This is a genomic window from Aliarcobacter cibarius (assembly GCF_013372265.1).
Lineage (GTDB): Bacteria > Campylobacterota > Campylobacteria > Campylobacterales > Arcobacteraceae > Aliarcobacter > Aliarcobacter cibarius.
Genome location: NZ_CP054051.1, coordinates 1,552,551 through 1,566,179 on the forward strand (window position 1 = coordinate 1,552,551; position 13,629 = coordinate 1,566,179).

The 13,629-nt window shown below is 26.9% G+C and carries 14 protein-coding genes; 4 read left to right on the forward strand and 10 right to left on the reverse strand.

Features of this window, described 5'->3' with window-relative positions; translation table 11 throughout:
• Positions 1 to 12: 12 nt before the first annotated feature.
• Together ACBT_RS07775 and ACBT_RS07780 are read right to left on the reverse strand one after the other, a co-directional pair.
• Positions 13 to 990: a c-type cytochrome gene (locus ACBT_RS07775; protein WP_024776149.1), complete on the reverse strand. Its 978-nt coding sequence runs from the start codon at positions 988 to 990 to the stop codon at positions 13 to 15.
• A gap of 67 nt (positions 991 to 1,057) precedes the next feature.
• A complete protein-coding gene (locus ACBT_RS07780) occupies positions 1,058 to 1,834 on the reverse strand; it encodes a TIGR02757 family protein (RefSeq protein ID WP_024776148.1) in 777 nt (258 codons plus the stop codon).
• 53 nt (positions 1,835 to 1,887) lie between these two features.
• Between ACBT_RS07780 and ACBT_RS07785 the strand changes: the two genes are divergently transcribed.
• A complete protein-coding gene (locus tag ACBT_RS07785; protein WP_024776147.1) occupies positions 1,888 to 2,709 on the forward strand; it encodes an SDR family NAD(P)-dependent oxidoreductase in 822 nt (273 codons plus the stop codon).
• On the opposite strand, the gene ACBT_RS07790 is transcribed toward ACBT_RS07785, so the two are convergent.
• The 4 genes from ACBT_RS07790 to ACBT_RS07805 are packed head-to-tail and all read right to left on the reverse strand — an operon-like array spanning position 2,706 to position 6,207.
• Positions 2,706 to 3,506 carry an ABC transporter permease gene (locus ACBT_RS07790; protein WP_024776146.1) on the reverse strand — a complete coding sequence of 267 codons (801 nt, stop codon included), beginning with the start codon at positions 3,504 to 3,506 and terminating at the stop codon, positions 2,706 to 2,708. The two genes, ACBT_RS07785 and ACBT_RS07790, sit on opposite strands and share 4 nt — an antisense overlap.
• Positions 3,506 to 4,099, reverse strand: coding sequence for a 16S rRNA (guanine(966)-N(2))-methyltransferase RsmD (gene rsmD, locus ACBT_RS07795; protein WP_024776145.1), 594 nt, complete (start codon positions 4,097 to 4,099; stop codon positions 3,506 to 3,508). The genes ACBT_RS07790 and rsmD overlap by 1 nt, the downstream gene beginning before the upstream one ends.
• A 19-nt stretch (positions 4,100 to 4,118) precedes the next feature.
• Positions 4,119 to 5,663 (reverse strand): ribonuclease Y, encoded by a 1,545-nt coding sequence (gene rny, locus ACBT_RS07800; RefSeq protein ID WP_024776144.1) that lies wholly within the window; start codon positions 5,661 to 5,663, stop codon positions 4,119 to 4,121.
• A gap of 7 nt (positions 5,664 to 5,670) precedes the next feature.
• Positions 5,671 to 6,207 carry a 5-formyltetrahydrofolate cyclo-ligase gene (locus ACBT_RS07805; protein WP_024776143.1) on the reverse strand — a complete coding sequence of 179 codons (537 nt, stop codon included), beginning with the start codon at positions 6,205 to 6,207 and terminating at the stop codon, positions 5,671 to 5,673.
• A 61-nt stretch (positions 6,208 to 6,268) separates the two neighbouring features.
• Here ACBT_RS07805 and ACBT_RS07810 point away from each other — a divergent pair, with 61 nt between their 5' ends.
• Genes ACBT_RS07810 through ACBT_RS07820 form a run of 3 tightly spaced genes read left to right on the forward strand, consistent with a single transcriptional unit; the run spans position 6,269 to position 8,648 of the window.
• The gene (locus tag ACBT_RS07810; RefSeq protein ID WP_024776142.1) at positions 6,269 to 6,826 is read left to right on the forward strand and encodes a TlpA family protein disulfide reductase; all 558 of its coding nucleotides are present in this window, start codon (positions 6,269 to 6,271) and stop codon (positions 6,824 to 6,826) included.
• Between the two features lie 10 nt (positions 6,827 to 6,836).
• On the forward strand, positions 6,837 to 7,883 hold the full coding sequence (ftsY, locus tag ACBT_RS07815) for a signal recognition particle-docking protein FtsY (protein WP_024776141.1): 1,047 nt from the start codon (positions 6,837 to 6,839) through the stop codon (positions 7,881 to 7,883).
• A gap of 21 nt (positions 7,884 to 7,904) precedes the next feature.
• The gene (locus tag ACBT_RS07820; RefSeq protein ID WP_024776140.1) at positions 7,905 to 8,648 is read left to right on the forward strand and encodes a hypothetical protein; all 744 of its coding nucleotides are present in this window, start codon (positions 7,905 to 7,907) and stop codon (positions 8,646 to 8,648) included.
• Here ACBT_RS07820 and ACBT_RS07825 read toward each other — a convergent pair.
• Genes ACBT_RS07825 through ACBT_RS07840 form a run of 4 tightly spaced genes read right to left on the reverse strand, consistent with a single transcriptional unit; the run spans position 8,645 to position 13,620 of the window.
• Positions 8,645 to 11,122 (reverse strand): EAL domain-containing protein, encoded by a 2,478-nt coding sequence (locus ACBT_RS07825; protein ID WP_024776139.1) that lies wholly within the window; start codon positions 11,120 to 11,122, stop codon positions 8,645 to 8,647. The genes ACBT_RS07820 and ACBT_RS07825 overlap by 4 nt on opposite strands.
• A complete protein-coding gene (locus ACBT_RS07830; RefSeq protein ID WP_024776138.1) occupies positions 11,106 to 12,026 on the reverse strand; it encodes a cytochrome-c peroxidase in 921 nt (306 codons plus the stop codon). The genes ACBT_RS07825 and ACBT_RS07830 overlap by 17 nt, the downstream gene beginning before the upstream one ends.
• 56 nt (positions 12,027 to 12,082) lie before the next feature.
• Positions 12,083 to 12,904: an alpha/beta hydrolase gene (locus tag ACBT_RS07835; protein ID WP_024776137.1), complete on the reverse strand. Its 822-nt coding sequence runs from the start codon at positions 12,902 to 12,904 to the stop codon at positions 12,083 to 12,085.
• A complete protein-coding gene (locus ACBT_RS07840; RefSeq protein WP_024776136.1) occupies positions 12,901 to 13,620 on the reverse strand; it encodes a peptidylprolyl isomerase in 720 nt (239 codons plus the stop codon). The genes ACBT_RS07835 and ACBT_RS07840 overlap by 4 nt, the downstream gene beginning before the upstream one ends.
• Positions 13,621 to 13,629: the final 9 nt, after the last annotated feature.

Sequence of the window (13,629 nt, forward strand, 5' to 3'; positions counted from 1 at the left end):
GATACCACCAATTTATTTAATAATTTTTCCATAAGGTCCAAATTTGTACTCTTTTGATTCAATTCCTTCTCTATATGTATCAGGAGCTTTTACAACTTCATCAGGAAAATCTTTATCTCTATTTGCTTTTTCTGGTCTAAAGTGACTATCATCATTCATATAAGCAGCAACATTATAAGCTTCTTCGTCTGTTAAGATAGGACTATCTTTAGATGCACCTAAAGGCATATTACTTCTAATAAAATCTGCTGCTTTAAGTGTTCTATACATTCCAGCACCTTTATTGTAGCTATCTTGTCCCCATAGTGGTGGATTTATATAACCTGTAGCTAAACCTTCATTTTTTATCCCCTCACCGTTTGTACCGTGACATGAAGCACAATGAGTATCATATACAACTTTCCCTTTTATAGGATCTGCCGCTTTTTGTTTAATCATTTTTCTATCAACTTTATAAAGTTCTCTTTCTTGAAGCTTATTTGCAGCTCCTAGAGGAATACCTTGACTTAACCAAAACATATATGTTTCAATAGCTTTCATCTCTTTACTGTCAAGTGGTAATGCTTTACCATTCATACTTCTTGTCATACATCCATTGATTCTATCAGCCAATGTTCCAATACTATCACCTCTTGCTCCATATTGTGGGAATGATGCATAAGTTCCAACAAATGTCCCTGCATAAGGTTTTGTACCTGCTTCTAAGTGGCAATTTTGACATGTTAAATTGTTTCCTGCAAATCTCATTTTTTCATCACTTACTTCAGGACCTATATATTTAGGAGTATTAACTACCAACTCCTTTCCATATTTAACCATTTCACCAAACTTATTATTTGGAATTGTACTCTCATCTGGAATTTTATATTCAAGTTTTCCCTCATACTTAAATCCAGTATCTTGTCGTTTTGCTAACTCTTTTGCATCAAAAGCACTTAACGAAGTTGCTGCTAATGCTATTAAAGCTGTAATTGAAACTAACTTTCTCATAAATCTTTCCTCCTATATTTATTAGAACCGTATCATAACAAACAAAGATAACATTAAAGTAACAAAATCAAAATAACTTTTCTTGTCCCAACCTATAAATTGCAAAATCGTATTTAACGGGATCAGAAGAATCAAACTCTTTTAATTTTTTTGAAACTTCAATAGCAGATTTCAAATTATAATTTTTATTTTTCAAAAGTCCAAACTTTTGCGAAATCCTAAAAGTATGAGTATCCAAAGGTAAGATTAAATCCTTTTTCTCAATACTTTTCCAAAGTCCCAAATCAATGTTATCATTTCTAACCATCCATCTAAGATACATATTCCACCTTTTATAAGGAGCATTTGAGTCTTTTATAATTCCATTTTTATCTCTTTTTAAAGAATTTCCAACTAAAAAGTCAAAGCCTTTTGAGCTATAAGAAGAAGTGAGCCTAATTTTTTGTATTAAAAAGTCAATACCATCTAAGACATTATTCTCTTTTTTATATGCTTCATAAAAACTATTTTCCAAATTATATTCTTGTTTTAATCTTCTAAAAGTTTTAAAAACTTCAATTACATCCTTACTACTTTGGAATCTATAATAATGATTTTTAAGCTCCTTTTCTATTTGCTCTTCACTTTGCTCTAACAAAGAAAAATCCAAGCTATCCAAAAATTTAACAACTAACTTTGCATTTCCATAAGCGAACAAAGCACATAAAAGTATTGCATAATCATTATTTTGTCTTCTAGCAACCAAAAGTGGGTCAGGTTTATCATAGTTTATTTCAAAAGTAGTATTTCTAGAATTTACTTCTATATCTAACAGTTCTTTTATCTCTTTATCTTTTTTTGTCATTTTTTACTCAAATTATTTTTAGATATAATAACTAAAATTTAATTAGGAATATAATGACAAATATATTAATTACAGGTTGTTCAAGTGGTATTGGACTTGAAACTGCACTCTTTTTAAAAAAACAAAATGTAAAAGTATATGCAAGTGCAAGAGATGAAGATGATGTAAAAATGTTACAAGATTTGGGATTAAAAACTTTTAAAATTGATGTTACAAAAAAAGATGAAATAAGTTTTGCTCTAAATGAAATTTTAAAAGAAGATAAAAAACTTGATTGTGTTTTTAATAATGCAGGATTTGCAATCCCTGGAGCAGTTGAAGATATAAACACTGATGTTTTAAAAGAGTTATTCGATACAAATTTCTTTGGATTACATGAAGTAACAATCCAAGCTATGAAAATATTTAGAAATCAAGGTTATGGGAAAATTGTTCAACATAGTTCTGTTTTAGGAATAATCTCTTTAAGATTTAGAGGAGCTTACAATGCAAGTAAATACGCTATCGAAGGACTATGTGATACATTAAGACTTGAAACTTTAAATAGTAATATTTTTATAAGCACAATAAATACTGGACCAGTAACATCAAAATTTAGAGAAAACTCTTTGATAAATTTCAAAAAACACATTAATATAAAAAATAGCTTTTGGAAAAGTGCTTACGAAAGTGAGCTTAAAGCTAGGCTTGAAAGTAGCGATGATAAAGGAGCTTTTACTCTTCCTCCAAGTAGCGTTGCTAAAGTTGTTTTAGAAATATTAAAAAGTCAAAAACCAAAACCAAGATATTACGTAACAAAAGCTACATATATTCTAGGTTTTGCTAAAAGAATTTTATCTCAAGGATTGCTTGACAAATTGTTAGTAAAGATTTAACTCTTTACTACCTCTTTTTTATTTGCTAAATTTTGTAAATAGTCACTTATTTGAATTAAACAAAAAGTTATTATAAATATCATAAGTCCAGGGAAAAAACTAAGCCACCAAGCAATATCAATAACAGCTTTTCCATCACTTAATAAACTTCCCCAAGACATATTAGGAGGATTTACGCCAAGTCCTAAAAATGAAAGTCCTGATTCAGCTAAAATTGCACCTGCTACGCCAAAAGAAAAAGAAATAAGAAATATAGGTGCTAAAAGTGGAGCAAAATATTTTAAAATAATCTTTGTTTTACTAACATTTGTAATTTTTAGGATCTTAATAAAAGGCTTATTTCCTATGGCAAAACTCTCACTTCTAATCATCCTTGACATTCCCATCCAACCAGTAATTGAAATAACAACTATTAAAATAAGTGCGTTTGCTTCAATATAAGATACAAGGGCCAAAAGAAGAAAAAATGTTGGAAAAGTTAAAAACAAATCAATAATTACCGTAATAGTTTTATCAACATATCCTTTAAAATATCCAGCTGTAATTCCTATAATTAATCCTAATAAAGATGAAAAACTAGCAGCTAGAAATCCAATAATAAGTGAAGTTTGTCCACCTTGTAAAACTCTTGCAAAAATATCTCGTCCCAGTCTATCAGTTCCAAAAATATGTTCAAAACTAGGAGCCAAAAGAATTTTATTTGGATCTAATTCATAAGGGGAAACTGTATAAAAGATTGGCAAAATAAACATTACCAAACTAAGAGTTATTAATAAAAATAGAGCAAATTTAAACATCAAATAGTGTAACTATAGTAAGATAATGAACTTTTACCAAATTTTCTAGTTTTTTCCAAACTAAATTTACCTAAAACTGTAGGAACTTCAAGTGCACTTTGATGTTCAATTATAATTTTAAAAATATTATCTACTTCAATATTTTTTATCATCCTAAATGATTTATCATAAATATCTTCCATATTATCTCTATAATCAAAAGGTGGATCTACATATAAAATTATTTCATCTTTAGAATTTTTCAAAAAATCTAAAATAAGAGGAGTTTGAACAAAAGCATTTCCCTGAATAGTCTGACATTTTTCTATATTCACATTTTTACAATTTTTTACCAAAATAGAGTAAGAATTTTTATCTAATTCTATAAAATAAGCTCTTTTTGCTCCTCTACTAACTGCTTCAAGACCAATAGAACCACTTCCAGCAAATGATTCTATAAATATTTTGTCAATAATATCAAACTGTAAAACATTAAAAACAGACTCTTTTAAAACTGATTTTGAACTTCTTGTAACATCAAGAGATGGTAATTCTAAAACTTTTCCCTTATAAGCACCAGCTATAATTTTTGTTGTTGGTTTTGTTTCTTTCATATTTTACCTTTATGTGGAATTATCTTGCGTAACTCTCCGCTCTTAATTCTCTTATTACATTTATTTTAATTTCACCTGGATATTGAACTTTTTCTTCTATCTCTTTTGCTATTTCAGATGCTAAAAGTACAGCTTCGTCATCATTTACAAGTTGAGCATTTACAATAACTCTTACTTCTCTTCCAGCATTAATAGCATAAGCATTTGTAACTCCAACTTTACTTGTAGTTATATTTTCAATCTCTTCTACTCTTTTTAGAAAACTCTCTAAAACTTCTCTTCTAGCTCCTGGTCTTGCTGCACTTAAAGCATCAGCCGCACACACAGCTGCACTTTCTACGTTTATAGGCTCCTCATGTCCGTGATGAGCGTAAATTGCATTTATTACAGTCTCACATTCACCATATCTTTTACAAATTTCAGCACCTAAATCTACATGACTTCCTGGAGCTTCGTGAGTTAAAGCTTTTCCAATATCATGCATAATTCCTGCTCTTCTTGCTAAAATTGCATCTCCACCCATTTGTGCAGCAATCAATCCAGCAAGATGTGCAACTTCAAGAGTATGTGCAAGTGCATTTTGACCATAAGATGCTCTATATCTTAATCTTCCAACAAGTTTAATAAGTTCTGGATGCATAGATTTTATTCCAAGCTCCATTACAACATCTTCACCCTCTTTTTGGATATTTTTATCAAATTCTGCTTTAACTTTTTTATAAATTTCTTCAATTCTTGCTGGTTGAATTCTTCCATCATCAAGAAGTTCTTGTATAGTTTTTGTTGCTATTGCTCTTCTATATAAGTTGAAAGAAGAAATTGTAATTGTATTTGGAGTGTCATCAATGATAATGTCAACTCCTAAAAGCATCTCAAGAGCTTTAATATTTCGCCCTTCTTTTCCAATAATTTTTCCTTTAGTCTCTTCATCATTTAAAGGAATATTATTTATAAGTCTTTCAGCTGCAAACTCACCTGCATATCTTGTAACTGCTTGAGATAAAATATTATTTACCTCTTGTTTTGAATTTTGTTCAGCTAATTTATATTTTTTTCTAAAGATTGATGCAATTGTTGCTCTTGAATCCTCTTTTACTTTTTCAAGCATAAGCTCAGTTGCTTCTATTTTAGTAAGTCCACTTGCATTTTCAAGTATTTTAATGGCTTCAAGAGTTTTTTGTTCATAAGTTCTTTTTTGCTCTTCAATACCTTCTCTTAAAATTACAATTTTTCTATTGTTATCTTCTATTTCCTCTTTTTGTCTTTTTATAATTCTTAACTCATTTTCAAGATGTTCATTTAGCTCTTTCTCTTTTTTCTCTATTTTAAAGAGCATATTTTCATACTCTTTTCTAGCATTTTTGAACTCTCTGTCACATTCAACTTTAGCCTTTAATTGAGCATCTTTCAAAGCTACTTCTGCTTCATGTTCAATAATTTTTGCTTTTGCTTTTGCTTGCTCAATAAAAACTTCAAATTTTGCTTTATTTATTTTTTTTGAAACAAAAACTGTAAGTACTGAACTAAAAAGCCCAGCAATTATTGCTACTACCATATTCTCCATTTAAAACCTAACCTGTAATAATGTAATCTGCTTCTATATCATAATTATCACTTAAAATTTTTTCACTTTTACAAAGTACCAATTGAGTAAAAACTATTGTAGGTTTATATTTTAATCTATAAAAAAATCTATCATACATACCTTTTCCAAAACCGATTCGTTTATTTAAAGCATCTACTCCAACTATAGGAACAACTGCTAAATCTATTTTTACAGGTTTCATAAATGAGTTATTTGGTTCATAGATTCCAAATCTTCTTTTTTGTAAAGGTAACCTATATTTCACCATTTTAAAGCTATCATCTTGCATAAAAGGTACATATACCTTTTTCTTTGCTTTTCTTAATTCTAAAATCAATGGCTTAATATTAACTTCTAATTCCAAAGGCACAAATAATAGTATATTTTCTGCACCTTCTTTTTTTATAATATATTTTAATTTTTCTACAATTTTTTTACTTTTTGAATATCTTTTAAAAGATGAACAAAATCTTAATCTTTTTATACTTGATATTCTAAAATCACTCTTGTGATTTGTGTTCATATTTAAGCCTCACTTAGGTAAAATCTCTACCTAATGAATAATTTTATCTAAAGGAATTAAAATGCAGATTAAAACTCTGGCAATTTTTTCAATTTTTTCTATTTTATTTTTTGCTGGATGCGATTCAAAAGAGAATAAACAAAATGATAATCAAACAAAAGTAGAACAAAACATTACAAAAAGTGATTTTCTCTTAAATACACTTGATGGTTCAGTTCTAGAAATAAAAACAGAAAATAATAAAATTCATATAAAAAGTCTTGAAAATAAATTGGTAGTTTTAAATTTCTTTGCAACATGGTGCCCTGCTTGTAAAGTAGAAATACCTGCTCTTGTAAGATTACAAAACGAGTATAAAAATGATTTAGTAGTAGTCTCTGTTTTACTTGAAGAATTTAAAAGCGACGAAGAGATCAAAAATTTTGCAAAAGAGTTTGGAATAAATTATAAAATATCTTATGGAAGCGAAACTTTTGATTTGGCAAAAGCAGTTGGTGGTATAAAATCTATTCCAACAACTTTTATTATTGATAGAGAAGCTGGAATTCATCAAAAAATTCAAGGTTTAGCTCCTTATGAAATGATTGAGACAGATATTAAAAAGATTTTAGAAAAATAATAGGAAAAATATGTTTAGTTTTTTTAAGAAGAAAAAAGATTTACCAGAAGAAAAACCTAATTTAGAACAATCTGTAAAAAAAGATATAGAAGAATCGATAGATAACTTTGATTCTAATGCTGCTTCTAATAATTTACAAATTGAAGAAGAAAAAAAAGTTGAAGTAAAACAAGATGAAGAGAAAAAAAGCTTTTTCTCTAGAGCTTTAGAAAAAACTTTTGCAAGTATAAAAAATGTTGTTCCTCAAAAAAAAGAAAAAATATCTTTTGATGAAATAGAAGAACTTTTAATAGAAGCTGATGTTGAGTATGAAATTATAGAAAAAGCAATGAATGGTCTTCCTGATATGATTACAAGAAAACAGTTAAGACATAGACTTGTAATGCTTTTTGAACATGCACCAAAAGTTGATTTTTCAAATCTTCCAAAACCTTATGTAAGACTAATTATTGGAGTAAATGGTGCTGGAAAAACTACAACTATTGCAAAATTAGCAAATAAACTAAAAAAAGAAGGGAAAAGTGTCATATTAGGAGCTGGTGATACATTTAGAGCCGCTGCTATTGAACAACTTAGTACTTGGGCAGCAAAAATTGATGTGCCAATCATTAAAACTAAACAGGGTCATGATGCAAGTGCTGTCGCTTTTGATACTATAAGCTCTGCAATTGCAAGAAATATTGATAATGTTATTATTGATACGGCTGGAAGACTTCAAACTCAAACAAATCTAAATAATGAGTTAAAAAAGATAGTAAAAGTTTGTAGTAAAGCTATGGAAAATGCACCTCATCAAAAGCTTATGATTTTGGATGGAACACAAGGAAATAGTGCAATTGCTCAAGCAAAAGCATTTAATGAAATTGTTGGAATAGATGGAATAATTGTTACAAAATTAGATGGTACTGCAAAAGGTGGAGCTTTATTCTCTATATCAAATCAACTTGAACTTCCAATTTTTTATGTTGGAATTGGTGAAAAACAAGAAGATTTAATAGAATTTAGTCCTGATAGCTTTGTTGATAGTTTACTAGATGAGATTTATATCTCTGAATAATTTTCTTTAAAGGATATAGTTTTGAACAGAAAAATTAAAAGTTTTTTTGAAGATTTTATTATTGTTGTAATTTTAATTACAGTGATTTATGGTAGTTATAGTTATATTATTGATGACTCTAATGACACTTTTGATACTCACCAAAATGTTGTTCAAGCAGTTGAAGAAGCAAAACAAGAGATAAAAGAAATATCACAAGATGAAGTGATAAAAGATGTAATTACAGATGAGAATCCTGATAATGAAAATAACAAACTATTAGAAAATAGAGTTCCACCAGCACTTGTGCAGAGTAATATTGAAGAAAATAGTTCAAATCAAGCTGTTGAAGAAAAATCTATAGCTACTTCTGAACAAAAAAATGATATTGCAACAACTTCTAAAACTGAACATCAAACGACTAATGATATTGTTACTAGTTCTGATAAAAAATTAAAATTAATAGAAAATATAAAATTAGAAAAAGCGGCTTCTCTTGAAGAGCAAACAGAAAAAGAGAAATTTTATAATAATTTAAAAGAAAAAATATATACAAACATAGAAAGTAGTTTGGATAAATCAAGTTTTAAAGAACCTGTTTTTGCAGATATTAGAATAACTATTTTAAAAGATGGAAGATATGAACAATTAATTTTAACAAATGGGAACAATGAATTCTTTAACTCAATTAAAAATTCTATCTATAAATCTTTTCCTGTTGAAATAAATCCTGTTCTAAAAAATATATTTCCTAGATATTATAGATTAAAAATAGAGTTTAACTAATTAAACTCTATTAATCTTTTTGGTTTAGAATATAAGTATCCCTGAGCTATATCTACATCTAGTTCAATTAAAAGTTCTTCTTGCTCTTTTGTCTCAACACCCTCAGCAATAGTTATAAATCCAAAACTCTTCGATATAGCAACTATAGCTTTTACGATATCATTATTATTTTTTGTTAAATTTTTTACAAATGATTTATCTATTTTTAATATATCAATAGGTAACTGTTGAAGATATTTTAAAGATGAATAACCTGTTCCAAAATCATCAATCAAGATTTTAAATCCTAACCTTCTCATAACTATTAAAATATCTAATATATCTTCTACATTTTTTATTAAGTATGTCTCTGTTAGTTCTATTCCTATTTTATTTGAGTCTACTTTTGTCTCATTTAATATATTTTCTATTTTATCCATAAAATCATCTTGCATCAATTGAACAACTGATACATTTATACTTATCATTTCTAAACCAAGTTTTTCTTTTAAACTTACAAAATCTTCACAAGCTCTTTTAAATACAAAAAGCCCTAATTCATAAATGAATCCTATCTCTTCTGCAATAGGTACAAACTGCTCAGGAGTAACATTACCTAATGTAGAACTATTCCATCTTAAAAGAGCCTCAACACTATATATTTTTTTTGTTTTCAAAGAATACTTTGGTTGATAAACTACATAAAATTCATCATTTTTTAAACCAACAGCTAATGCTTGCTCTATTTCAAATCTTCGGCTAACAATGTTTGTTAAATCTTTAGTATAAAACTCATATCTATTTTTCCCATTTTGTTTTGCTTTATACATTGCAGTATCAGAATGTTTCATCAAACTTGAATAATCTTCTCCATCAACAGGATATTTTGCAATTCCTATACTACATCCAACATGTAAAGAGTGTTTATTTATAAATATCTTTTCATTTACTTTTTTGATTATATTTCTAGCACTCTCTTCTATTTCTTTTACGTGTTTATATTCAAAAATGATTGCAAACTCATCTCCACCTAATCTATAAGCATTATGCTTTTGAGCTAAAGTATTTGCAAGCCTATAAGCTATCTCTTTTAAAAGAATATCTCCTATATCATGACCTAAACCATCATTTATAAATTTGAAACCATCTAAATCTATAAATAAAATTGTAAACTTCTTATTATTTGTTTTACAATCATTTAGAACTTCAACAATATCTCTTTGTAAAGCACGTCTATTTAATAAAAGAGTTAAGCTATCATGATAAGCCAAGAATTCAACTTTCTCTTTCTCTTTTATATAATCTGAAACATTAAGTTTTATTGCTAGATACCCTTTTAAATCATTATCAATAATAATTGGTGTTATTGAAGCATTTTCATAATATATCTCCCCATCTTTATTTTTATTTATAAATTCTCCGGTCCACTTCTCTCTTCTATCAAGAATTTCATTCATATTGTCATAAAACTCTCTCGGCAAGCTTCCAGATTTTAAAATTCTTGGATTTTGACCAATAGCTTCTTTTTTTGAGTAACCAGTAGCTTTTTCAAAAGCTTCATTTACATATTTTATTAATCTATTTTTATCTGTTAAAACTATAGCATTATAACTATTTTCAACTGCATATCTAAAGGCAATTAATTCATCTTTTGTTTTTATAGATTTAATATATACATAAACAAATATCAATAATAAAACTGTTGAAGAAATAAATAATAAAAATGATAGTTTTTTTTGTTTTGATATATTTACTTGATTTATGTCATCAAGTTTTTTATCTAAAGAATCTAGAACTATTCTAAGATCAAAACTAAAATAATCCTGTTCAATTCTATTTAACTTTTTTAAATTCATTAGTAAAGAATTAACTCTTTTTGTTAAAAAATCTATATCTGAATTATTGTACTTTAAAGCTAATTTTTCAAGATTTGAAATATGATCTTTTATATATAAACTATTTCCATCTTTATCATTTACAAAAAGTCTAAATATAGAACTAATAGCATCATCAATAATTAAAATATCATTTGGATTTTTACTCATATAATCCAATTTAACTTTTGAGCTTAATGATAAAATATAATTAATAGATCCAACTATAGAAGCATTTACAGATTTAAATCGCTCAATATCTTCAACTTTCTTTTTCCATTCACTATCTAAAACTTCAATCGATAGTTTTAAATCTTCACTAAAATTTTTGTAAAACTCTTCTTTATTTAATGCATTTATTAACTTCTCAGTAGTTTCCATTTTTGAAATAAGAGAATCATAATTTATAAAAGTTGCCTTTGTATTTACAAAACTATTAAATTCGTTATATAGTATTTTTAATTTTACAACGTTGTTGTAATAAAAATTAAAATTCTTTATTTTTTCATTTGTTTGATTTATATTATAAATAAAAAGAGCAGTTACAATTATAAATAAAAATAAAATTATATTTATAGGTTCAAAATATTTTAAAAAACTAATCTTATTTTTTCTGTTCATAATCGTACAGTTCTCCTGTTAAACTCTTTAGAAAAATAACTATTTCATCTATCTCTTTTTCACTTAAAGATTTTCCCAATTGATAGTTAGCCATAAACTTAACAGTATCTTCTAAATTATCAAATCGTCCATCATGCAAATATGGTTTTGTTAGTTCAATATTTCTAAGAGTTGGTACTTTAAAGTAGTATAAATCATCTTCATTCTTTGTAACTTCATATCTTCCTTTTGAAGTTGTTTCAACATTACTTACAACACCAAATTTTGCATATAAGTTTCCACCTACATTTCTTCCATGATGGCAAGCTATACACCCCTGCTCTTTAAATGTTTGATATCCTCTTTTTGCTTCTTCTGAAATAGCTGTTTCATCACCTCTTAAATATTTATCAAAAGGAGAGTTTGGTGTAATTAACGTTTTTTCATATTCTACAATTGCATCAACAATATTATTTATTGTAATTCCATCTTTATAAATAGAAAAAAACTTCTTCAAATAATCTGTTTTTCTAAGTTTATTTTCTAAATCTTTAAAATTCATTGCCATTTCATTTGGATCACTAATTGGTCCAAAAGCTTGTTCATGAAGATTTTTTGCTCTTCCATTCCAAAATTGAGAAAAACTAAAAGTAGAATTTAAAATAGTTGGAGAGTTTATAATACCTAGTTTTCCATCAACTCCGACTGATAATTTTTTATTATCAACTCCACCTTGACTTAATAAATGACAAGAATGGCAAGAGACTCTATCATCTTTTGATAATCTAGAATCAAAGAATAATTCCCTTCCTAAATCTGCTTTTTTAGTATTAACAGTTGCACTTAAAGGTATTGGAGTAATAGGTTCAACAGCTCCTAGAAACAATAATAAAAAAATATTTACAAAAATTATTTTTTTAAACAAAAAAACGCTCCTCCTACTTAAAAAGTTTATTCTATCGAATTATTTTTATAATAAAATTATTTCTGAGAATTAATTATGTTTTGAAAATCTTTTTCAAAACAACAGTTGTGGTTTGCATTAATGATTTTGTAACCTACATTACTTTTATCTTCAAAACTATTTAAATATGAAAAAAAGAGTTCTTTAGGTAAAACTTCATCATCTTTGCCTACTAAATGGTACTGCTTTAAATTTTTTAAATCATTTGTAAAATCTTTTGGATTTAATGAACCATAAAGAGGTGTTAATCTTTTTAATTGGACCCATTTTTCAATATCCAAATTACCTGCAATAGTAACAAGATATTTTACATCACTTCTATATGAACTTAGTATTGTAGCAACTGCTCCACCACCTGAATGTCCAATTAAAGTAAAACTGTTATTTTTATATTTTACTTTTAAATAATCCATTGCTTCATTAAAACTATTTATAACTTCAGGAGAAAATCTTTTATTTGTCCAAAAAGAAGTATTACAACTACTACTTGTATAATATTGACAAGGTCTTGCTATATATACTTTACAGCTACTTTTATCAAAACTTAATAAATTTAAAATTGTAGAATTTACCGGAGTTGGATTAGGAGAAATTCTATTTTTATTTAAAAAAGAGAGTCCATCTCCTTCTATATAAACATTTAAATTTTCACAGAAAAGATTTTTATTTTGTAAAGAAAAAAGATCAAAATTATTTGTATGTATTATTTCATATTTTAAATTATTTTTATCAGCATAAGAAAATGCTGTTTGTATTCTTAATTCTACAGTTGGCACCTTTGATGAACAAGCTGAAAAAAATAAAATAGGAAATAATAATAAACAAATACCTCTTATCATTTTGATAGAAGCTCAATTTGTGAATTTAATGCTAATTTTTTTGCAAGTTCTCTTAAAGCATCTTTAGATTCTTCAAAAGTTGCCTCTTTTTGTGGTATATATTTTTCTAAATAAATTATTTGTGTTCCCAAATCTTTTATATTTACTTTTACTATATCTCCAACTTTTTTATCTTTTAATGCTTCTCTTATTTCAGGATTTAATCTATTTTCATCAACGAGAGGAGAAAGCCCATCATTGTTTTTTGAAGTATTATCGTTTGAAACAGATTTTACATATTTTATAAAGCTATTTTTTTTCTCTTTTGGATTTTGTATTTGGTTCAATTTATCAAGTATCATATCTGCATTTTTTTCATAGCTAACTAAAATATTTCTAAGTTCATATTTTGCAACAACACTTGGTTTTTGTTCAATATAAAGCTTTTTTAGCTCATCTTCAGATGGATTATAACTTTGTATAAACTTTTTTGACCAAATATCAATTAACAATAAGTTTTTTGCAACTTCAAAATCTGAATCACCTTTTAAACTTGTTGCTTCAACAGTTTTTGCCATTTTCTTTAATTTTGAGTATTCATTTACTATAGCTTGTTGTGTTTTATGATCTTGCTTTGAAAAATCTGCTTTATATTTAATTGCCGTAAAAGAAGTTATTTCATCTGATAAAACAATAGTTGTAAAAATGCAAATACCTAAAAAAACTTTTTTTAACATTGTAGTCCT

Excerpts from the sequence above, each read along its gene's own strand:
- ACBT_RS07775 (WP_024776149.1), bottom strand. The coding sequence starts at position 990 with ATGAGAAAGTTAGTTTCAATTACAGCTTTAATAGCATTAGCAGCAACT.
- ACBT_RS07780 (WP_024776148.1), bottom strand. The coding sequence starts at position 1,834 with ATGACAAAAAAAGATAAAGAGATAAAAGAACTGTTAGATATAGAAGTA.
- ACBT_RS07785 (WP_024776147.1), top strand. The coding sequence starts at position 1,888 with ATGACAAATATATTAATTACAGGTTGTTCAAGTGGTATTGGACTTGAA.
- ACBT_RS07790 (WP_024776146.1), bottom strand. The coding sequence starts at position 3,506 with ATGTTTAAATTTGCTCTATTTTTATTAATAACTCTTAGTTTGGTAATG.
- rsmD (WP_024776145.1), bottom strand. The coding sequence starts at position 4,099 with ATGAAAGAAACAAAACCAACAACAAAAATTATAGCTGGTGCTTATAAG.
- rny (WP_024776144.1), bottom strand. The coding sequence starts at position 5,663 with ATGGAGAATATGGTAGTAGCAATAATTGCTGGGCTTTTTAGTTCAGTA.
- ACBT_RS07805 (WP_024776143.1), bottom strand. The coding sequence starts at position 6,207 with ATGAACACAAATCACAAGAGTGATTTTAGAATATCAAGTATAAAAAGA.
- ACBT_RS07810 (WP_024776142.1), top strand. The coding sequence starts at position 6,269 with ATGCAGATTAAAACTCTGGCAATTTTTTCAATTTTTTCTATTTTATTT.
- ftsY (WP_024776141.1), top strand. The coding sequence starts at position 6,837 with ATGTTTAGTTTTTTTAAGAAGAAAAAAGATTTACCAGAAGAAAAACCT.
- ACBT_RS07825 (WP_024776139.1), bottom strand. The coding sequence starts at position 11,122 with ATGAACAGAAAAAATAAGATTAGTTTTTTAAAATATTTTGAACCTATA.
- ACBT_RS07835 (WP_024776137.1), bottom strand. The coding sequence starts at position 12,904 with ATGATAAGAGGTATTTGTTTATTATTATTTCCTATTTTATTTTTTTCA.
- ACBT_RS07840 (WP_024776136.1), bottom strand. The coding sequence starts at position 13,620 with ATGTTAAAAAAAGTTTTTTTAGGTATTTGCATTTTTACAACTATTGTT.